The 16841-nt window shown below is 68.6% G+C and carries 15 protein-coding genes; 4 read left to right on the top strand and 11 right to left on the bottom strand.

Going from position 1 to position 16841, the window contains the following annotated elements; translation table 11 throughout:
- From ACIBVN_RS30460 to ACIBVN_RS30445, 4 genes are read right to left on the bottom strand one after another with little or no spacing between them, the layout of a single operon-like run.
- Entirely contained in the window at positions 1-822 is an 822-nt protein-coding gene (locus ACIBVN_RS30460; RefSeq protein WP_397142178.1) for a carbohydrate ABC transporter permease, read from the bottom strand.
- The gene (locus ACIBVN_RS30455; RefSeq protein WP_397142176.1) at positions 819-1682 is read right to left on the bottom strand and encodes a carbohydrate ABC transporter permease; all 864 of its coding nucleotides are present in this window, start codon (positions 1680-1682) and stop codon (positions 819-821) included. Before ACIBVN_RS30455 ends, ACIBVN_RS30460 begins: the two co-directional genes overlap by 4 nt.
- A complete protein-coding gene (locus tag ACIBVN_RS30450; protein ID WP_397142174.1) occupies positions 1683-2990 on the bottom strand; it encodes an ABC transporter substrate-binding protein in 1308 nt (435 codons plus the stop codon).
- An 18-nt stretch (positions 2991-3008) separates the two neighbouring features.
- A complete protein-coding gene (locus ACIBVN_RS30445) occupies positions 3009-5297 on the bottom strand; it encodes a TIM-barrel domain-containing protein (protein WP_397142172.1) in 2289 nt (762 codons plus the stop codon).
- A gap of 239 nt (positions 5298-5536) precedes the next feature.
- Between ACIBVN_RS30445 and ACIBVN_RS30440 the strand changes: the two genes are divergently transcribed.
- A complete protein-coding gene (locus tag ACIBVN_RS30440) occupies positions 5537-5932 on the top strand; it encodes a nuclear transport factor 2 family protein (protein WP_397142170.1) in 396 nt (131 codons plus the stop codon).
- Between the two features lie 22 nt (positions 5933-5954).
- Here the strand turns inward: ACIBVN_RS30440 and ACIBVN_RS30435 are convergent, their stop codons facing one another.
- The 5 genes from ACIBVN_RS30435 to ACIBVN_RS30415 form a co-directional block, all read right to left on the bottom strand.
- Positions 5955-6134: a hypothetical protein gene (locus tag ACIBVN_RS30435; RefSeq protein WP_397142168.1), complete on the bottom strand. Its 180-nt coding sequence runs from the start codon at positions 6132-6134 to the stop codon at positions 5955-5957.
- A 241-nt stretch (positions 6135-6375) separates the two neighbouring features.
- Positions 6376-8004, bottom strand: a complete 1629-nt coding sequence (locus ACIBVN_RS30430) for a phospho-sugar mutase (RefSeq protein ID WP_397142166.1) — start codon at positions 8002-8004, stop codon at positions 6376-6378.
- Positions 8005-8032: 28 nt separating this feature from the next.
- Positions 8033-8836: a purine-nucleoside phosphorylase gene (locus ACIBVN_RS30425; RefSeq protein ID WP_397142165.1), complete on the bottom strand. Its 804-nt coding sequence runs from the start codon at positions 8834-8836 to the stop codon at positions 8033-8035.
- 3 nt (positions 8837-8839) lie between these two features.
- Positions 8840-10144 (bottom strand): M20/M25/M40 family metallo-hydrolase, encoded by a 1305-nt coding sequence (locus ACIBVN_RS30420; RefSeq protein WP_397142164.1) that lies wholly within the window; start codon positions 10142-10144, stop codon positions 8840-8842.
- Entirely contained in the window at positions 10141-11133 is a 993-nt protein-coding gene (locus ACIBVN_RS30415) for an Lrp/AsnC family transcriptional regulator (protein ID WP_397142163.1), read from the bottom strand. The genes ACIBVN_RS30420 and ACIBVN_RS30415 overlap by 4 nt, the downstream gene beginning before the upstream one ends.
- A gap of 111 nt (positions 11134-11244) precedes the next feature.
- On the opposite strand from ACIBVN_RS30415, the gene ACIBVN_RS30410 reads away from it, so the two are divergent.
- A complete protein-coding gene (locus ACIBVN_RS30410) occupies positions 11245-12546 on the top strand; it encodes an MFS transporter (protein WP_397142161.1) in 1302 nt (433 codons plus the stop codon).
- Here ACIBVN_RS30410 and ACIBVN_RS30405 read toward each other — a convergent pair.
- Positions 12543-13034 (bottom strand): gamma-glutamylcyclotransferase, encoded by a 492-nt coding sequence (locus tag ACIBVN_RS30405; RefSeq protein WP_349446890.1) that lies wholly within the window; start codon positions 13032-13034, stop codon positions 12543-12545. The two genes, ACIBVN_RS30410 and ACIBVN_RS30405, sit on opposite strands and share 4 nt — an antisense overlap.
- A 184-nt stretch (positions 13035-13218) precedes the next feature.
- On the opposite strand from ACIBVN_RS30405, the gene ACIBVN_RS30400 reads away from it, so the two are divergent.
- Complete coding sequence (locus ACIBVN_RS30400; RefSeq protein ID WP_397142158.1) at positions 13219-14607, top strand: NAD(P)H-quinone dehydrogenase; 1389 nt, start codon at positions 13219-13221, stop codon at positions 14605-14607.
- Between the two features lie 18 nt (positions 14608-14625).
- On the opposite strand, the gene ACIBVN_RS30395 is transcribed toward ACIBVN_RS30400, so the two are convergent.
- Entirely contained in the window at positions 14626-15351 is a 726-nt protein-coding gene (locus ACIBVN_RS30395; RefSeq protein WP_397142156.1) for a MarR family transcriptional regulator, read from the bottom strand.
- Positions 15352-15645: 294 nt separating this feature from the next.
- On the opposite strand from ACIBVN_RS30395, the gene ACIBVN_RS30390 reads away from it, so the two are divergent.
- Entirely contained in the window at positions 15646-16821 is a 1176-nt protein-coding gene (locus tag ACIBVN_RS30390; protein ID WP_397142154.1) for a cytochrome P450, read from the top strand.
- The last annotated feature ends 20 nt before the right edge of the window (positions 16822-16841 follow it).

The raw sequence follows: 16841 nt of genomic DNA, 5'->3' as shown, positions 1-16841 counted from the left end.
TCACTTGATGGCGCCGACCGTGACACCACGGGTCAGCGTGCGCTGGAAGATCAGGAAGAAGGCGATCGCCGGCACGACGCCGAGCAGGGCCGAGGCGCTGGACATCGTGGCGTCCATGTACTTCTCGCCCTGCAGGACGCCGAGCGCCACGGGCACCGTCTGGGTGTCGTTGGAAATCAGGAAGATCAGCGGAAGGAAGAACTCGTTCCAGGTCCAGATGAAGAAGAAGATCAGCAGGACGTTGAGGGTGGGCCGGCTGATCGGCACCACGATCCGCCAGAGCGACCGCAGCCGCCCTGCGCCGTCGATCGCCGCCGCCTCGAGGATCTCCTTCGGGAACTGGCCCAGCACGGCGCTCAGCAGGTACGTGCCGAACGCCGCCTGGATCACCGTCATGACGATGATCACGGAGAGCCGCGTGTCGTACAGCCCGACGGCCTTGGCCAGGTAGTAGAGCGGGTAGGCCAGCGCCTCCTGCGGCAGCGTGTTGGCCACCAGGAACAGCACGAGGATCGACAGCCGGCCCTTCACCCGGCCGATGCCCAGCGCGTACGCGTTGAGCACCGACAGCACGACGGCGAGCACCGCCACGGAAGCGCTGATCAGCAGGCTGTTCCAGAGCTTCGTGCCGAACTCGACCCGGTTCCAGAAGTCGATGATCCCCTGGAGGTAGAGCCCGTCAGGCAGGCTCAGCGGGCCCTGCGAGCTGTACTCGGCGGGCGACTTGACCGCGTTGATCGCCACGATCGCGAACGGGAACACCATCACGACCGCCAGCACGACCAGCGCGAACAGCACCGCCCAGCGCCCCGGCCCCCTCATTGGTCACGCTCCTGGACGCGCAGGAACAGGAACGTCACCACGATGATGATCAGGGCCAGCACCGTGGCGATGGCGGAGCCGTACCCGACGTTGCTCTTCTGGAAGAAGTTCAGGTACGAGAAGTACGACGGGACCATGGTGGCGTTGCCGGGCCCTCCGCGGGTCAGCACGAAGATCGGCCCGAACACCTTCAGCGCGGCGATCGTGCAGGTCAGCAGCACCACGAAGACCTCCGGCCGGATCTGCGGCAGCGTGATGTGCCAGAACTTGCGCCACCACGAGGCCCCGTCGATCTCGGCCGCCTCGTAGTACGCCGGATCCACGCGCTGCAGACCGGCCATGAAGATCACGACCGGGTAGCCGAGCTGGAACCAGACCATGACCGCCATGACCGTGGCCAGCGCCAGGTCGGGATCGCCGAGCCAGTCGAGGTCCAGGCCGAAGATCTGGTTGACCGCGCCGTACGACGGGTGCAGCATCCAGCCCCACACCACGCCGGCCACCGCCACCGGCAGCACCTGCGGCAGGTAGTACATGGCCCGCAAGGCGGAGGCCGTACGCGGCCCGAACCGCTTGCCGATGTAGTCGAACAGGGCGGCCGCCAGCACGAGGCCGATCGCGGTGGGCACGATGGCCATGGCCACGATCAGCCCCACGTTGTGCTGGAACGACTCCCAGAACCGCTCGTCCTTCAGCAGCCTGGTGTAGTTGTCGAACCCGATCCACCTGGGCGTGCCCACCCCCGACCAGCGGGTGAAGCTCGCGCCCACGTTCATGAGGAACGGCACGACGATGACCACCAGGAACAGCAGCAGGCTGGGGATCAGGTAGAGCCAGTATCCCCTCGTGCGCACTTTCATCTAGTTGCCAATGTCGGCGAGGTTGTCCTCGTACGGCTTGGCGATCTCGTCCAGCACCGCGGCGGGCGCCTTGCTGCCGTTGATGAGGTTCTGGACCCCGGCGACCAGCACGTCGTAGTAGCCGGGCGCGGGCCAGTCGGGGTAGAAGGCCAGGCCGTCGGCGCTGGTGAGCTTGTTGAACGTCTCTATGAGCTCCTTGCTCTTCGCGTCGGTGATCGCGGCAGGGTCGGCGGCCACGGGGACGCCGCCGGAGTTGCCCAGGAGGTTCTGGATGTCCTTGCTCATCGTGATGTCGATGAAGTCGTAGGCCAGGTCCTTGTTCTCCGACTTCTCGGGCACGACCCAGATGTTGCCGCTGGAGCCCGGGGCCATCGTGGTGCCGGGGAAGAGGAAGTGGCCCCACTCGAACTTCTTGATCTCCGAGGCGAAGCGGCCGTACCACCAGCTACCGCTGATCATCATGGGGAACTTGCCGTTGATGAACGACACACCCATGTCCTCGGCCTTGACCCCCGACGAGTTCTTGGCGATGTAGCCCTTCTTCACCCAGTCGGCGAACGTGTCTGCGCCGTAGGTGAACTCGGGACCGTGGAAGTTCACCTTGCCCTTGTAGGACTGGAAGGCCTCCAGCCACGGCTTCTGCGCCTTGGTCAGCGCGAGCTGGTAGAAGATCTGCTGGGCCGGGTACTCGGCGCCGGCGGTGGCGATCGGGGTCACCCCGGCCTTGACGAACGTGTCCATCGCGGCCGTGAACTGCTCGAACGTCGTCGGCACCTGGACCTTGTGCTTCTCGAACAGGTCCTTGTTGTAGTAGACCATCACGAACTCGCCGTAGTTCGGCACGCCGTACCACTTGCCGGAGCCCATGACGCCGCGGTCGTCGTACTTGGCGGTGGTCTGCAGGCCGCCGGGCAGCAGCTTGTCCCAGCCGCGCTTGGCAGCCTCCTCGCTCACGTCGGTGAGCAGGCCCTGCTTGGAGAGCAGGCCGGCGGTGGCGTTGCCCTTGTTGTACTCCATGATGTCAGGCGCCTCGTCCGAGTTCAGCACCATGCTGGCCGTCTTCTGGATCTGCTCGAAGCCCTTCGCCTCGAACTTGACGGTCACGTTCGGGTGCGACGCCTGGAACTTCTTGATCGCCTCGGCCCACGCCTTGCCCATGGCGCTGTCGGCCGACTCGTAGTGCCAGAGCTTGAGTGTGCGCGGCTGACTGCTGTTCTGGCCGGCCGGGGTCTCCGAGCCGCCGGAACCGCACGCCGACAGGACCAGGACCGCGGCGGCCAGCACCGCCGCGGCTCTTGACTTGACCATTGATCCCTCCAGGGGGTGTTACTGGATTTCGGCCCGTACGGGAGCTCCGGCCACCGGGGCGATGTCAACCCCGGTGACGCGCTTCGGGCCGGTGACGGCGACACGCAGCACGTCGCCGTCCCTGGTGGCGACGGCGACCGTCACGCCGTCCGCGTCGTGGATTTCCGCAGTCGCGTCGCCACCTCCGAAGGCGACGAGGGTGATCTCGGCCGGCACGTCCACCGTGTCTCCCGGTGTGGTGTTGACCGGGATGAGCGCGCCGTGCCGAACGAACAGGGGGATCTGGTCGAGCGGCTTGCTGACCGTGACGTACCGGGAGCCTTCGAGCACCTCGCCCGTCCAGTAGTCGACCCACGCCCCGCGCGGCAGGTACACCTGACGGGTGCCCTCGGGCGCGGTCATGGGGGCGACGAGCAGATCTCGGCCGAGCAGGTACTGCAGGTCGGCCTGCCAGGCCACCGGGTCTTCTGGATAGTCCACGCACATCGCCCGCATCAAGGGTGCGCCGGTGCGCGCGGCCTCGACGGCCGCCGAGTAGATGTACGGCATCAGCCGGTAACGCAGCTTCAGAGCGGCGACGGCCTGCTCCTCGACGGCGGGGAACTCCCACGGCTCGCGGGTGGTCGTGCCGTGCAGGCGCAGCAGCGGGGAGAGCGCGCCGAACTGGGCCCAGCGCACGTACAGGTCGTCGGTGGGCCTGCCGGTGAAACCGCCGGCGTCGTGGCTCCAGAACGGCACGCCGGACAGGCCGTGCGCGAGGCCGCCCCTGATCGTGCTGCCCATGGCGGCGTAGCTGGTGTAGGTGTCGCCGCCCCACTGGGCGCTGTGGCGCTGGCCGCCGAGGTACGAGGAGCGGGCCCAGACGAGCTCGTGGCCGTGGACCTCGCGGGTGACGGCGGCGACGGCGTCGTTGAACAGCAGCGTGTAGACGTTGTGCAGGTCGGTGCCGGTCATGCCGTTGAAGGCGACCGAGTCGGCGGGCACGCCCTCGGCGAAGTCGGTCTTGAACGCGGCCACGCCCTGGCGCAGCAGACCTCTCAGCAGCCCGGTGAACCACTCGACGGCCTGCGGGTTGGTGAAGTCCACGATCCCGCACGGCGGGAAGGAGCCGTGCCAGCAGTCGGCGACGTAGGTCTCCCCGGCCTGGTTCTTCAGGAAATATCCGGCTTCGGCGGCCTCAGCGAAGGCGGGGCTCAGGTGGGAAATATACGGGTTCATCCACAGACAGACCTTGAACCCCATGTCCGCCAACTCGGCCAGCATCCCCTCCGGATCGGGGAAGTTCACGGGGTCCCACCGCAGGTCCGACCAGTGCCCGTCGGCCTGCCAGTACGTGTCCAGGTGCAGCACGTCGCACGGGATGCCGCGCTCCCTGATCGTCCGCGCCCTGGCCAGCACCCGCTCCTGGCTGTCCACGCAGAACCCGGAGGAGATCCAGGTCCCGAACGCCCACTTCGGCGGCAACGACGGGCGGGAGGTCAGCAGGTCGTAACGGTCCAGCACGCCGGAAGGCGTCGGGCCGGCGATCACGTAGTAGTCCATCACGTCGTCGGGCACGATGATCTGCACGACGCTGTGCGTGGACTGGCACACGTCGAACTCCGTCGGGGCGCCGCTGTCGACGAGGACGCCGTAGCCCCTGCTGGAGACGTACAGGGGGATGTTCTTGTACGCCCGCTGCGACTCGGCGCCGAACGCGTCGAAGTTCCACATGAGCGGGCGCTGGCCGCGCTTGTCCAGCCGGGTGAACGACTCACCGAACCCGGCGAAGGCCTCGTCGGGCGCGGCGGCGAAGCTCTCGTGGTACGCGACGGGGGCGCCGCTGGAGCTGGAGCGCCCGAAGGGGAGCGTACGCAGCCGCCCGCTGATGTCGGTGTGCCCGCGGTCCTGCTCGACCAGCGTCCTCCCGGCGGCGTCGGTGAAGCGCAGATGCCACGGCGACAGGCTGATCTCGGCCCGCAACGAACCCGCGTCCACGACGATCGGCTCCCCTGGCGCGACCCCGGCACGTGCCCCTCGATACGTGCCAGGGGTCACCAGCGAGATGGCCCCCTCCGAACGCGGCCTGGCGGTCGGGTCCTCAGACAGCCGGACCCGGATCACTCCCTCACCGGCCACTCCCACCTGGACGACCAGCGTCTCCTCCGCCGTGGTGACGGCCTTCACCATCACCTCGGCGCCGTCGGCCGCGACCAGCTCCGCAGCGGTAACCGCCGACAGACCACCCTCGCCTCGTGCACGAACCGGCAGCTCGGGCGGGTCCGCGACGAAGTACTCGTGCGCGACCAATGGGGGGCGATAGGGCATGGAAGCTCCTTTGAACAACTGCGCCAACTTCGGGAATTAGTTTGACGTCCATACCAACAAACGTCAATGGTCAACGGGCCATTCGTCGAAGCGACACTCACATGCCGGGGCACGCACTGTGCCCCACTCCCGGCGAGGGGACCCCTCCGAGGGCGGACTGCGCCCTACCTCGGTGGTAATCGACGCACAGCGCCTTGGACCGAGAGGGTTGCGGCATGAGTGGTAACACCCGTGACGTCGTGGAAGAACTGCTGCGCAGGATGGCCGAGGGCGATCACGAGCGTACGGCGGAGATGTTCGCCGAGCCGATCGACTGGCAGCTCACCTGGCCCGCCGAGGGGCATCCAGCGGTGCCGTGGACCCGACCTCGGTCCAACCGGGCCGATGTGACCGACCATTTCCAGTCGCTGGAGGCGCATCATGTGCCTGAACTGAACGGTACGTCGGTGACCCGGATCCTGGTCGATGGGACGCACGCCGTCGTGCTCGGACATATCGCCCAGACGGTGCGAGCCGGCGGCACCGCATACACGTCACCGTTCGCGCTGCACCTCACCGTCGAAGACGGGCTGGTCACTCGCTACCACATCTACGAAGACAGCTTCACGGTCGCTAAGGCACTTAGCGAAGCGTGATGGCGTGGACTACTTGAGGCTCTTACCGCCAGACATCGAGCAGTTCCTCCGGGGTGATGTGCCGGACGCCATCCACGCTGCACCCGCTGCGAGAGATCGCATAGAGAGGCGTGGAAGCGTCCGCTCCTGGCATCTTGGAGCGGTGGACGATGAGTTGGCTCAGGTCGTGATGGTCGAACGGTCGATCCTCGAGCCATTTCACGGAGCCCACCATGGTGATCGCCTTCGCAACCGGCTCCCGATCAGCCCCGATGACATCGATCCAGTTAGTCTCACGAGTGAGACTAACTGGATCGTTGGTATCAGCGCATGGCCTTCGTGGCCCTCGTTCACGGGTTAGTCTCACGGATGAGACTTAAGCACGGGTCTCGGTCGCGACCCACTGGAACCTGCGTTGCGAACTGTGCTCGAGGCGAAGGCATGACTTCGGCCTCGAAAACGGGCTACAGACCCAGAGACGCGGACAGGTCGGCCTTCAGGGCGTCGAGGTCGCGGGCGGCCTGTGCGCGGGCCTCCGCCACCTCACCGGTCACCGGAACGACGACCTCCAGGTAGCACTTCAGCTTCGGCTCCGTGCCCGAAGGGCGGACCACCACGCGGGCGTCACCCGCGAGCCGGTAACGCATCCCGTCCGTCGGCGGCAGGCCCCCGTCGCCCTTCGTCAGGTCGTCCACGCGCACGACCTCCCGCCCGCCAAGAGCGGACGGAGGGTGGGCGCGCAGGCGGGTCATGGCGTCGGCGATCAGGGACAGGTCGCTCACGCGGAAGGAGAGCTGGGAGGTCGCGTGCAGGCCGTAGCGGCGGGCCTGGTCGTCCAGGAGGTCCAGCAGGGTACGGCCCGAGCGCTTGGCCGCCGCGGCGATGCCGGCCACCGTGAGGGCCGCCCCGATGCCGTCCTTGTCGTGGACCGGGAGGCCCGCGTCGGAGCCGACGCTGTAGCCGATGGCCTCCTCGTAGCCGAAGACCAGCCCGGGGCCCGCCTTGATGATCCACTTGAAGCCGGTCAGCGTCTCGCCGTAACGGACCCCGTGCGCCTGGGCGATCTTGCTCAGGAGGGTCGAGGAGACGATGGTGGTGGCGACCATGCGGTCGCCGGTGGTGTGGGTGATCACGTGCTCGGCCAGCAGGCCGCCGACCTCGTCCCCGGTCAGCATGCGGCACGTGCCGTCGGGGAGCGGCACCCCCACCGCGCACCTGTCGGCGTCCGGGTCGTTGGCCAGGACCAGGTCCGCGTTCAGCTTGGCGGCCAGCGCGACGGCCAGGTCCATCGCCCCGGGCTCCTCCGGGTTGGGGAAGGAGACCGTGGGGAAGTCGGGGTCGGGGTTGCGCTGTTCCTCGACGGCCACCGGGCTTTCGAAACCGGCGGCGAGGAAGGCGCCCGTCAGCGTGGCGCCTCCGACTCCGTGCAGGGGCGTGTACGCGACGCGCAGGTCGCGGGCGTCGCCCAGGGGCAGGGACGTCACGGCGTAGATGTAGTCGTCGACGATGCTCTCGCCGAGCTCCGTCAGCGTGCCGGGACCGTGGAGGGGGAGCAGGTCCACGCGGCCCGCGGTGTCGATGGCGGCCGAGATCTCGCGGTCGACGGGAGGCACGATCTGGGAGCCGTCGCCCCAGTAGACCTTGTAGCCGTTGTCCCGTGGCGGGTTGTGGCTGGCCGTGACCGTCACCCCGGCGTCCGCGCCGAGGTGACGTACGGCGAAGGCCAGGACGGGCGTGGGCAGCGGACCGGGCAGGAGGGAGGCGTGCAGCCCGGCGCCCGTCAGCACGGCGGCCGTGTCGCGGGCGAAGACGTCGGACTTGTGGCGGGCGTCGTAGCCGATGACCACGTGCTTGCCCGGCCCGAGCACCTTGGCCAGGCCGGCGGCGGCACGCATGACGGTGACGCGGTTCATCCGGTTGGGGCCCGCCCCGAGTTCGCCGCGCAGCCCCGCCGTGCCGAACTCCAGCTTGGTCCCGAAGCGGTCCTGCAGCGCGGGCAGGTCCCAGCGCTCCAGCAGGTCGGAGAGCTCCGCGCGGGTCTCCGGGTCGGGGTCCTGGGCCAGCCACTCGCGGACGGCCCGTTCCAGAGTCACAGGCCCTCCTTCGGATCGGTGTGCCTACTCATAGTTTGTCCACAACCTTGGCCATAAGCACCCCCATGCGGGCCGCCGTGGCGCGGCCGACCTCCAGGACCTCCTCATGGTTGAGCGGCTCGCCCGACAGCCCCGCGCCCGGATTGGTGACCAGGGAGACGCCCAGCACCTCCAGGCCGGCCTCGCGGCCGGCGATGGCCTCCAGGACGGTGGACATGCCCACCATGTCGCCGCCCAGCGTGCGCAGCATGCGGATCTCGGCCGGCGTCTCGTACGTGGGCCCGCGGAAGGCCACGTAGACCCCCTCGGCCAGGCTCGGGTCGATCTCGTGCACGAGCGCGCGCAGGCGGCGCGAGTAAACCTCGGTGAGGTCGATGAACGTGGTGCCGGTGATCGGGTTGGCCCCGGTCAGGTTGATGTGGTCGCTGATCAGGACCGGGTCGCCGACGTTCTGCGTCTCGGGGCGCAGGCCGCCGGCCGCGTTCGTGAGCACGAGCGTGCGCACGCCGGCCGCCGCCGCCGTGCGTACGCCGTGCACGACCGCGTCCACCCCGAGCCCCTCGTAGAGGTGCGTGCGCCCGAGGAACACGAGCGCGTGCCGCGCCGCCGGGGTGCGCACGACGCGGATCTTGCCGCCGTGCCCCGCCACGGCGGGCGCGCGGAACCCGGGCAGGTCGGTGAACGGCACCTCGCTCACCGTCTCGCCGATCGCGTCGGCGGCGGGCACCCACCCCGACCCCATGACAAGTGCCACGTCGAAGGTGTCGAGGCCGGTCGCGCTCCGGAGAGCCGCGGCTGCCTCGGAGGCCAGGGTGTATGCGTCGATGGTCACAGCTCAGTAGTTTAGGAGGAGCCTGTCCAGCACCCGCACGCCGAACTGCAGGGCGTCCACCGGCACCCGCTCGTCGACGCCGTGGAACATCGAGGCGAAGTCCATGTCCGCGGGCAGTCGCAGCGGCACGAACCCGAACCCGCGCACGCCGAGGTCGGCGAAGAACGTCTTGTTGTCGGTGCCGCCCGACATGCAGTACGGGATCGCCCGCGCCGCCGGGTCCTCGGCCTTGAGCGCCGCGATCATCGACTCGACCAGCGCGCCGTCGAACGAGGTCTCCAGCGCGATGTCGTGGTGCACGAACTCGCGCCGCACCTTCGGCCCGAGCAGCGAGTCGACGGTCTTGAAGAACTCCTCCTCGAACCCCGGCAGGAACCGCCCGTCGATCACCGCCGTGGCCTGGCCGGGGATGACGTTCGACTTGTAGCCGGCGTCGAGCTGGGTCGGGTTGACCGTGTTGCGCAGCGTCGCGCCGACGAAGCGCACGAGCGGCCCGATCCTGTCCAGGACCGGCTGCGGGTCGTCCTCGTCGAACGGGATCCCGAACGCGTCCGCGACCTCGGTGAGGAACTGCCGCACGGTCGGCGTGTACGTGAGCGGCCAGTCATGGTCGCCGATCCTGGCCACCGCCTTGGCGACCTCGGTGACGGCGTTGTCGGAGTTCAGCATCGAGCCGTGCCCCGCCGTGCCGTCGGCGATGAGCTTCATCCAGGCCAGGCCCTTCTGGGCGGTCTCGATCAGGTAGAGCCGCAGCGACGGGTCAACCTCGAGCGAGTAGCCGCCGACCTCGCTGATCGACTCGGTGACGCCCTCGAACAGCTCGGGGTGGTTCGCGGTGAGGTACTTGGCGCCGTACACGCCGCCGGCCTCCTCGTCGGCCACCCACGCGAACACGATGTCCCGGCGCGGCTTGCGCCCCTCGCGCTTCAGCTGGCGCAGCACGGCCAGCATCATCGCGTCCATGTCCTTCATGTCCACTGCGCCGCGGCCCCAGATGTAGCCGTCGCGCACCTCACCGGCGAAGGGGTCGACGGACCAGTCGGCGGCGTTGGCGGGCACCACGTCGAGGTGCCCGTGCACGAGCAGCGCGGGCAGTGACGGGTCGCTGCCCTCGACGCGGGTGATCACGTTGCCGCGGCCCGGCTCGCTCTCGATGTACGTGGACTCGATCCCGACCTCGGCCAGCCTGGCCATGACGACCTCGGCCGCCGCCCGCTCGCCGGGACCGCTGCCGTCCCCGTAGTTGCTGCTGTCGGCGCGGATCAGCTCCACACAGAGGTCGGCGACTTCCTTCTCGGCGGGTGTCATGGCGTTTTCTCCCAACGGTGATCCAACGTGAGCAGTCCGGACTTATGGAGATGACCGCGCTTGTAGGCGCGGGTGATCAGGGTGAGGTCGCTGTCGGTGATCTCGTCGTACTGTCCGACAACACGGGTCATGAAGCGGTAGAGGTCGGCCTCGTGCGCGGCCACGACCTGGACGATCAGGGAATGGGTGCCCGAGGTGGCGGCACAGTAACGCACGTCGGGGTGCGCGGCCAGCCGCTGGCCGACCAGGTCCAGCCCGTACGGCCGGACCTTCAGCCAGAGCATGGCCTCGACCTCCAGCCCGAGCAGCGCGGGCTCGACCTCGGCGCGCGGCAGCAGCAGCCGCCGCTCGATCAGCGAGGTCACCCGCCTGCGCGCGGTCGGCACGGAGACGTCGAGGCGCTCGGCGACGGTGGTGAACGCGATCCTGCCGTCGGCGGCGAGCAGCCGCGCGATCTCCTCCTCCAGCGGTGACAGGCCCTCCTCGTCGGGCAGGCACTCGGGCGGCGGCGCCGGTCGCAGCTCGGCCACCTCCTGCTCGCTGAGGTACGGCGCGTGCCACTCGGCCACGGTCCTGAACGTGTGGAGCACGACCTGAGCCTGCGTCTGCCGCACGCCGTCGATCTCGGAGACCTGTGCGGACAGGATGTGGTGCAGCTGCTCGCGGGAGGGCGAGACCAGCTCGCAGCCGATGTCGGCGGCTCCGGTCAGCGCGTAGACCGATCGCGTGTCGGGCCGCTCCGCCAGCGCCTCGGCCACCTTGCCCGCTGTGCCGGGACGCACCTGGACGTGCAGGTGCACCGGACGCCCGTGCCCGGTGCGCAGGTCGTCGTAGATGGCGGTGACCCGCACGACCCCCTCGGAGATCAGGCGCTGCAGCCGCCTGGCGACCGTGCGCTCGTGCTCGCCCACCGCCCTGCCGATCTCGCCCCACGAGGCGCGCGGACTGACTTGGAGCGCGGCGACGAGGCGCCGGTCGAGATCATCCACCTGCAACCTGTTCTGTGTCGGGTTTGTAAATATCCGGCCAGATATTTGACTGTTTCGGTCGTCCAATAGCACAGTAAGCCATCTCCGCACATTGCAGCAAAGGAGCCCATCGTGGCGACCTCCCCCGTGGCACATTCACCAGTCGGCATCCCCAAGAGCCGCGTCCGCCAGCTCATGGCGGCCAGCATCGGCAACGTCGTCGAGTGGTACGACTGGTACGCCTACACGTTCCTCGCGACGTACTTCTCCGCCCAGGTCTTCCCCAAGAGCGAGGGCGGCCTCGTGGCGCTGCTGAGCGCCTACGGTGTGTTCGCGGTGGGCTTCTTCATGCGCCCGCTGGGCGGCCTGCTGGTCGGCGCGTTCGCCGACCGGTTCGGGCGCAAGGCCGCGATGACGTTCACGATCGTGCTGATGGGCGCGGGGTCGCTGCTGCTCGGCCTGACCCCGACCTACGAGGCCGTCGGACTCCTGTCGCCGATCATCCTGACCCTCGCCAGGCTCATCCAGGGCCTGTCCGTGGGCGGCGAGTTCGCCGCCGCGACCACGTTCCTGGTGGAGTCGGCCCCGCACGGCCGACGCGGCCTCTTCTCGAGCTTCCAGTACGTCAGCACCACCATCGGCCAGCTGCTGGCCTCCGGGCTGGCCGCGCTGCTCGCCTCCATCCTCGTGAAGGAGGACATGGGCTCGTACGGCTGGCGCATCCCGTTCATCGTGGGCGCCGTGATCAGCCTCGTGGGCCTGTGGATCCGCAAGGGCGCGGACGAGACCTCGGCCGTGGCGGAGGAGATCCAGCGCGGTGAGGCCAAGCGGCCGAAGCTCTTCGAGTTCCTGGTGGGCTACCCCAGGGCGGCCGCCACGATCGTCGGCATCACGATCGCGGGCACCGTGGCGTACTACACCTGGACGAGCTTCCTGCCGATCTACGCGCAGATCACCGTCAAGTTCGACGCGGCGCAGTCGCTCCAGGTGGGCACGATCTCGCTGTTCGTCTTCATGCTGCTCCAGCCGCTGCTCGGCATGTTGTCGGACCGCGTCGGGCGCAAGCCCATGCTGATCACCTTCGGCGTCGCCTTCCTGGTGCTGCCGGTGCCGCTGCTCAACCTGCTGTCCAACTCGTTCGCGAGCCTGCTGGTCGTGCAGCTGATCGGCATGTTGTTCCTGGGCTGCTTCACCTCGATCTCGGCCGCGGTGAACTCCGAGCTCTTCCCGACCAGGGTGCGCGCGGCGGGCGCGGGCTTCCCGTACTCGCTGACCGTGGCGCTCTTCGGCGGCACCGCGCCGCTCATCGGCACGGCGCTCCAGAAGGCGGGCAACGTCGAGGTGTTCCCGTACTACATGTCGGCGCTGGCGCTGATCTCGCTGCTGGTCTACATCTTCGTGCTGAAGGAGACCAAGGACCAGCCGCTGAGCTAACCACCGTAAGAGGTGCAGGGGCGCTCCCGCAGCTCCTTGACGTAGTCGTCGGGGGCGCCCGCCCGCTCCGCCGCCTCGGCCAGGCTGCCGAGGTAGCGGGCCGAGGGCAGGCCGCCCTCGTAGCCGTCGAGCACGTAGAACCAGGCCACGACCTCGCCCTCGAGGGTCTGCACGCGCAGCCGCACCTTGTGATAGGCCCCGCGGACCGCGCCCTCCCACTGGTCGAGCGAGGTCTCCTCCCAGTCGGGCACGTCATAGAGCACCACGAACACGTGCTCGTCGGGATCCTCGACGATCGTGGCGAGCGCGCCGTCCCAGGCAGGGTCGTATCCGCCGAACGTCAGCCGCCAGCCGGTCAGCCACCCGACGCCCCAGATCGGAGAGTGCGGGGCACGCATGGCCATCTGCTCCGGGTCCATGTTCGAGCCGTACGCGGCATAAAGCCGAGGGTCATTCGGCTTGCCTGAAGGACCTGAAAGCCACGCCACGATCCACCCCTCTCACCGGGTGCCGCCCGTCATCCAGCTACCGCGCCATCCTGTCACGCTGGACGGTCGTCTCGGTCCATCGGCATCAGACCGGAGGGCGACGTGTCACGCTTCGTCGCCAAAGCTCTTGAGACGTGATGGGCCAGTTGCAGCCTTACCAAGCCCATGCGGGAGAATGGGTTATGTGACGAGGATCGTGATCATTGGTGGCGGACCAGGCGGCTATGAGGCGGCGCTGGTGGCCGCCCAGCTAGGCGCACAGGTCACGATGGTCGAGCAGGACGGCCCGGGCGGGGCGTGCGTGCTGACCGACTGCGTGCCGTCCAAGACGCTGATCGCGACTTCCGTGCGCAAGCAGGCGCTGCTCGACGCGCCGTCGCTGGGCATCTCCTTCGACGGGGGGCCCGACGGCGAGGCAGGCACGGTCGGGATCGACCTTCCCCTGGTCAACAAGCGGGTCAAGGAGCTGGCCCAGGCCCAGTCGGCCGACATCGCCACCCGGGTGGAGGCCGAGGGCGTCGAGATCATCAGGGCGCGCGGGCGGCTGGTCGATCCGCAGGTGGTCAAGGCGGGCGACCGTACGATCAGGGCCGACGTGGTGATCGTGGCCACCGGCGCGACACCGCGCGTGATGCCCTCCGCCGAGCCCGACGGCGAGCGCATCCTCACCTGGCGCCAGCTCTACGATCTGGAGGAGCTGCCCGAGCACCTGATCGTGGTCGGCTCGGGCGTGACGGGCGCGGAGTTCGCGGGTGCGTACCGCTCGCTGGGCTCGGAGGTCACGCTGGTCTCCAGCCGCGACCGGATGATGCCCAACGAGGACGCCGACGGCGCCGAGGTGCTCGAAGAGGTCTACCGCCGCCGCGGCATGAACGTCATGGGCCGCTCGCGCGCCGCAGGCGTCAAGCGCACCGCCGACGGCGTGGTCGTGACCCTGGAGGACGGCCGCACGGCCGAGGGGTCCCACGCGCTGATGACGGTCGGCATGATCCCCAACACCGCGGGCATGGGCCTGGAGGAGGCCGGGGTCCAGCTCGACAAGGGCGGCTTCATCAAGGTCGACAAGGTCTCGCGCACCTCCGCGGCCAACGTCTATGCCGCCGGCGACTGCACGGGCGTGCTGATGCTGGCCTCGGTGGCGGCCATGCAGGGGCGCATCGCGGTCTGGCACGCGCTCGGGGAGGCCGTCCAGCCGCTGCGGCTGTCCACGGTGGCCTCCAACATCTTCACCGACCCGGAGATCGCCGCGGTCGGCGTCGCGCAGCGGGTGATCGAGGCGGGCGAGGTCGAGGCGAACGTGGTCAAGCTGCCGCTGGCCACCAATGCCCGGGCGAAGATGCAGGGGTTCAACGACGGGTTCGTCAAGCTGTTCTGCCGGCCGCACACGGGGATCGTGCTGGGCGGCGTGATCGTGGCGCCGCGGGCGTCCGAGCTGATCCTGGCGGTGTCGGTGGCGGTGCAGCAGCGGCTGACCGTCGACCAGCTCGCCCACACGTTCGCCGTCTACCCGTCGATGTCCGGGTCGATCACGGAGGCGGCCCGCCGCCTGATGCAGCCGGGCTTGTCCATCTAGCCCTTCCGGACTCAAAGCCTAGCGGTCCGCCGTTCGCCGATCGGAGAAGACCTGCCGCCAGTGTTCGGCGGCTTGGATCATGTCCTGGCCGACGTGCTGGAGGAACTGGCTCATGTCCTCCAGCCGGACCCCGGCGGGTGTGGCGGTGCCGAGGGTCTCGGCTCCTTGCAGGGCGGCGTCGGCCAGGATGGCGTTCATCCGGGCACTTGCCAGCCAGGCGCGGTACCAGACATCGTCATTGATCACGTAGCGGTCGCGTCGTCGTCGGGGGTCGCGTTCGCGTCGGATCAGTTCCTGCCCTTCCAGGTCGCTGATGGCCTTGGAGATCGATGCCGGGCTGACGTGAAGTCGTTGGACCAGGTCGGCGGCGGTGAGACTGCCGGCGTCAGTGGCGTAGAGACAGGCAAGCACTCTGGCCGTCATCCGCGGGAGCCCCGTCTTGGCCATCAGCGCGGCAAATCGTTCCTCGAAGTTGTGGACCGCCTTGGGGTCGCGGCCGTGGGCGTCGGTGGCGGCGGGCGCCGTCGGGGACGGTGCCGGCTTGCGTCGGCGAGCGCGCCGTTCGGTGGCCTGGTGTGCCTGGTCGGGCCGGTAGTCGCCAGGGCCGCCGTTGCGCGTGATCTCGCGGGTGATGGTGGAGGTCGGTCGCGCCAGGCGTCTGGCGATCTCGGCGTAGGTGAGTCCTTCGGCCAGTCCGGCGGCGATGTGCTGGCGGTCCTGACGGGTCAGCCTGCCTCCTGGCATCGACGCTCGCCTCCTGTTGCCGTCCGGGGTGATGAATCTCCCACTGCCGATGGACAGTATGCGTTCACGGACATCTCATTGCAACTTGGGCCGACTTGAATTGCATTCATTCACATTGTCATTGCAATAGATTTAGCGGCTCCACCTCGATAAACGGCGATCACTATGATTTACAGAATTGACGAAAAATTGAACGCAACGTAGCCTTTCTCGTGCACTGAAGCTTGCGCCCCGAGAAACGCACTCGGAAGGAAAGGCATGACCCAACCCGTCCCAGCCCTGGCTGGGCTACCCATGACACGCCCTACTGGCTGTCCCTTCGACCCCCCCGAGGAGCTGGCACGGCTGCGCGAGCAGCAGCCGATCACCCGGATGGTCTTCCCGGACGGGCATGTGGGCTGGCTGGCGACCAGCCACGCCCTGGTCCGCGCGGTGGTGGCCGACCCTCGCTTCAGCTCCAGGCACGACCTCATCCGGTCCCCGATGCCCGGAGCGGCCGCCATGCAGCAGGCCCCACCGGCTCCGCCTGGAATGTTCATCGGAATGGACGCACCCGAGCACACCCGCTACCGGAAGTTGCTCACCAGCGAGTTCACCGTCCGCCGCATGCGCGAGCTCACCGCCCGCGTCGAACAGATCACCGCTGAGCACCTCGACGCCATGGAACAGCAGGGCGGACCGGTGGACCTCGTGCAGGTCTACGCGCAACCCATCCCCGCGCTGATGATCTGCGAGCTGCTCGGCGTCCCGTCCGTCGACCGCGAGACCTTCCAGCGTCATGCGGCCACCATGAACGATCACGACGCCACGCCGGAGGCGAAGTATGCCGCCTTCACCGCACTTCAGCACTATTTGGGCGAACTGGTGACGGCCAAGCGGGCCACCCCCACCGACGACCTGCTCAGTGGCCTGATCGCCGGCGACCTCACCGACGAGGAACTCGCCAACATCGCCGCTCTCCTGCTGGGCGCAGGACTGGACACCACCGCCAACATGCTCGCGCTGGGCGCTTTCGCCCTGCTCAGCCACCCCGACCAGCTCGCTGTCCTGCGCGCCGATCCGGGCATCGCCGCCCAGGCCGTCGAGGAACTGCTGCGTTATCTCAGCATCACCCACACCGGTGCACGCACCGCGCTGGAGGACGTCGAACTGGACGGTCACCTGATCGAGGCCGGCGAGACGGTTGCCCTGTCGGTCCAGGCCGCCAACCGTGACCCGGCCAAGTTCGCCGATCCCGACACCCTCGACCTGCGCCGGCAGGCCAGCGGGCATGTGTCCTTCGGCCACGGCATCCACCAGTGTCTGGGTCAGCAATTGGCCCGCGTCGAGATGCGCGTCGCCTACCCCGCGCTGTTCACCCGGTTCCCGACCCTGCGTCTGGCCGTCCAACCCCAGGATGTGCCGCTGCGCACTCATTCCGACGTCTACGGCGTGCACCGGCTCCCGGTCACCTGGGAGCCGAACCGATGAAACTCACCACGATCTTGTAC

It is taken from the genome of Nonomuraea sp. NPDC049400 (assembly GCF_044466425.1).
Lineage (GTDB): Bacteria > Actinomycetota > Actinomycetes > Streptosporangiales > Streptosporangiaceae > Nonomuraea.
Note: the sequence above shows the minus strand (reverse complement) of the source record. Positions and strands in the feature narration are given on the sequence as shown.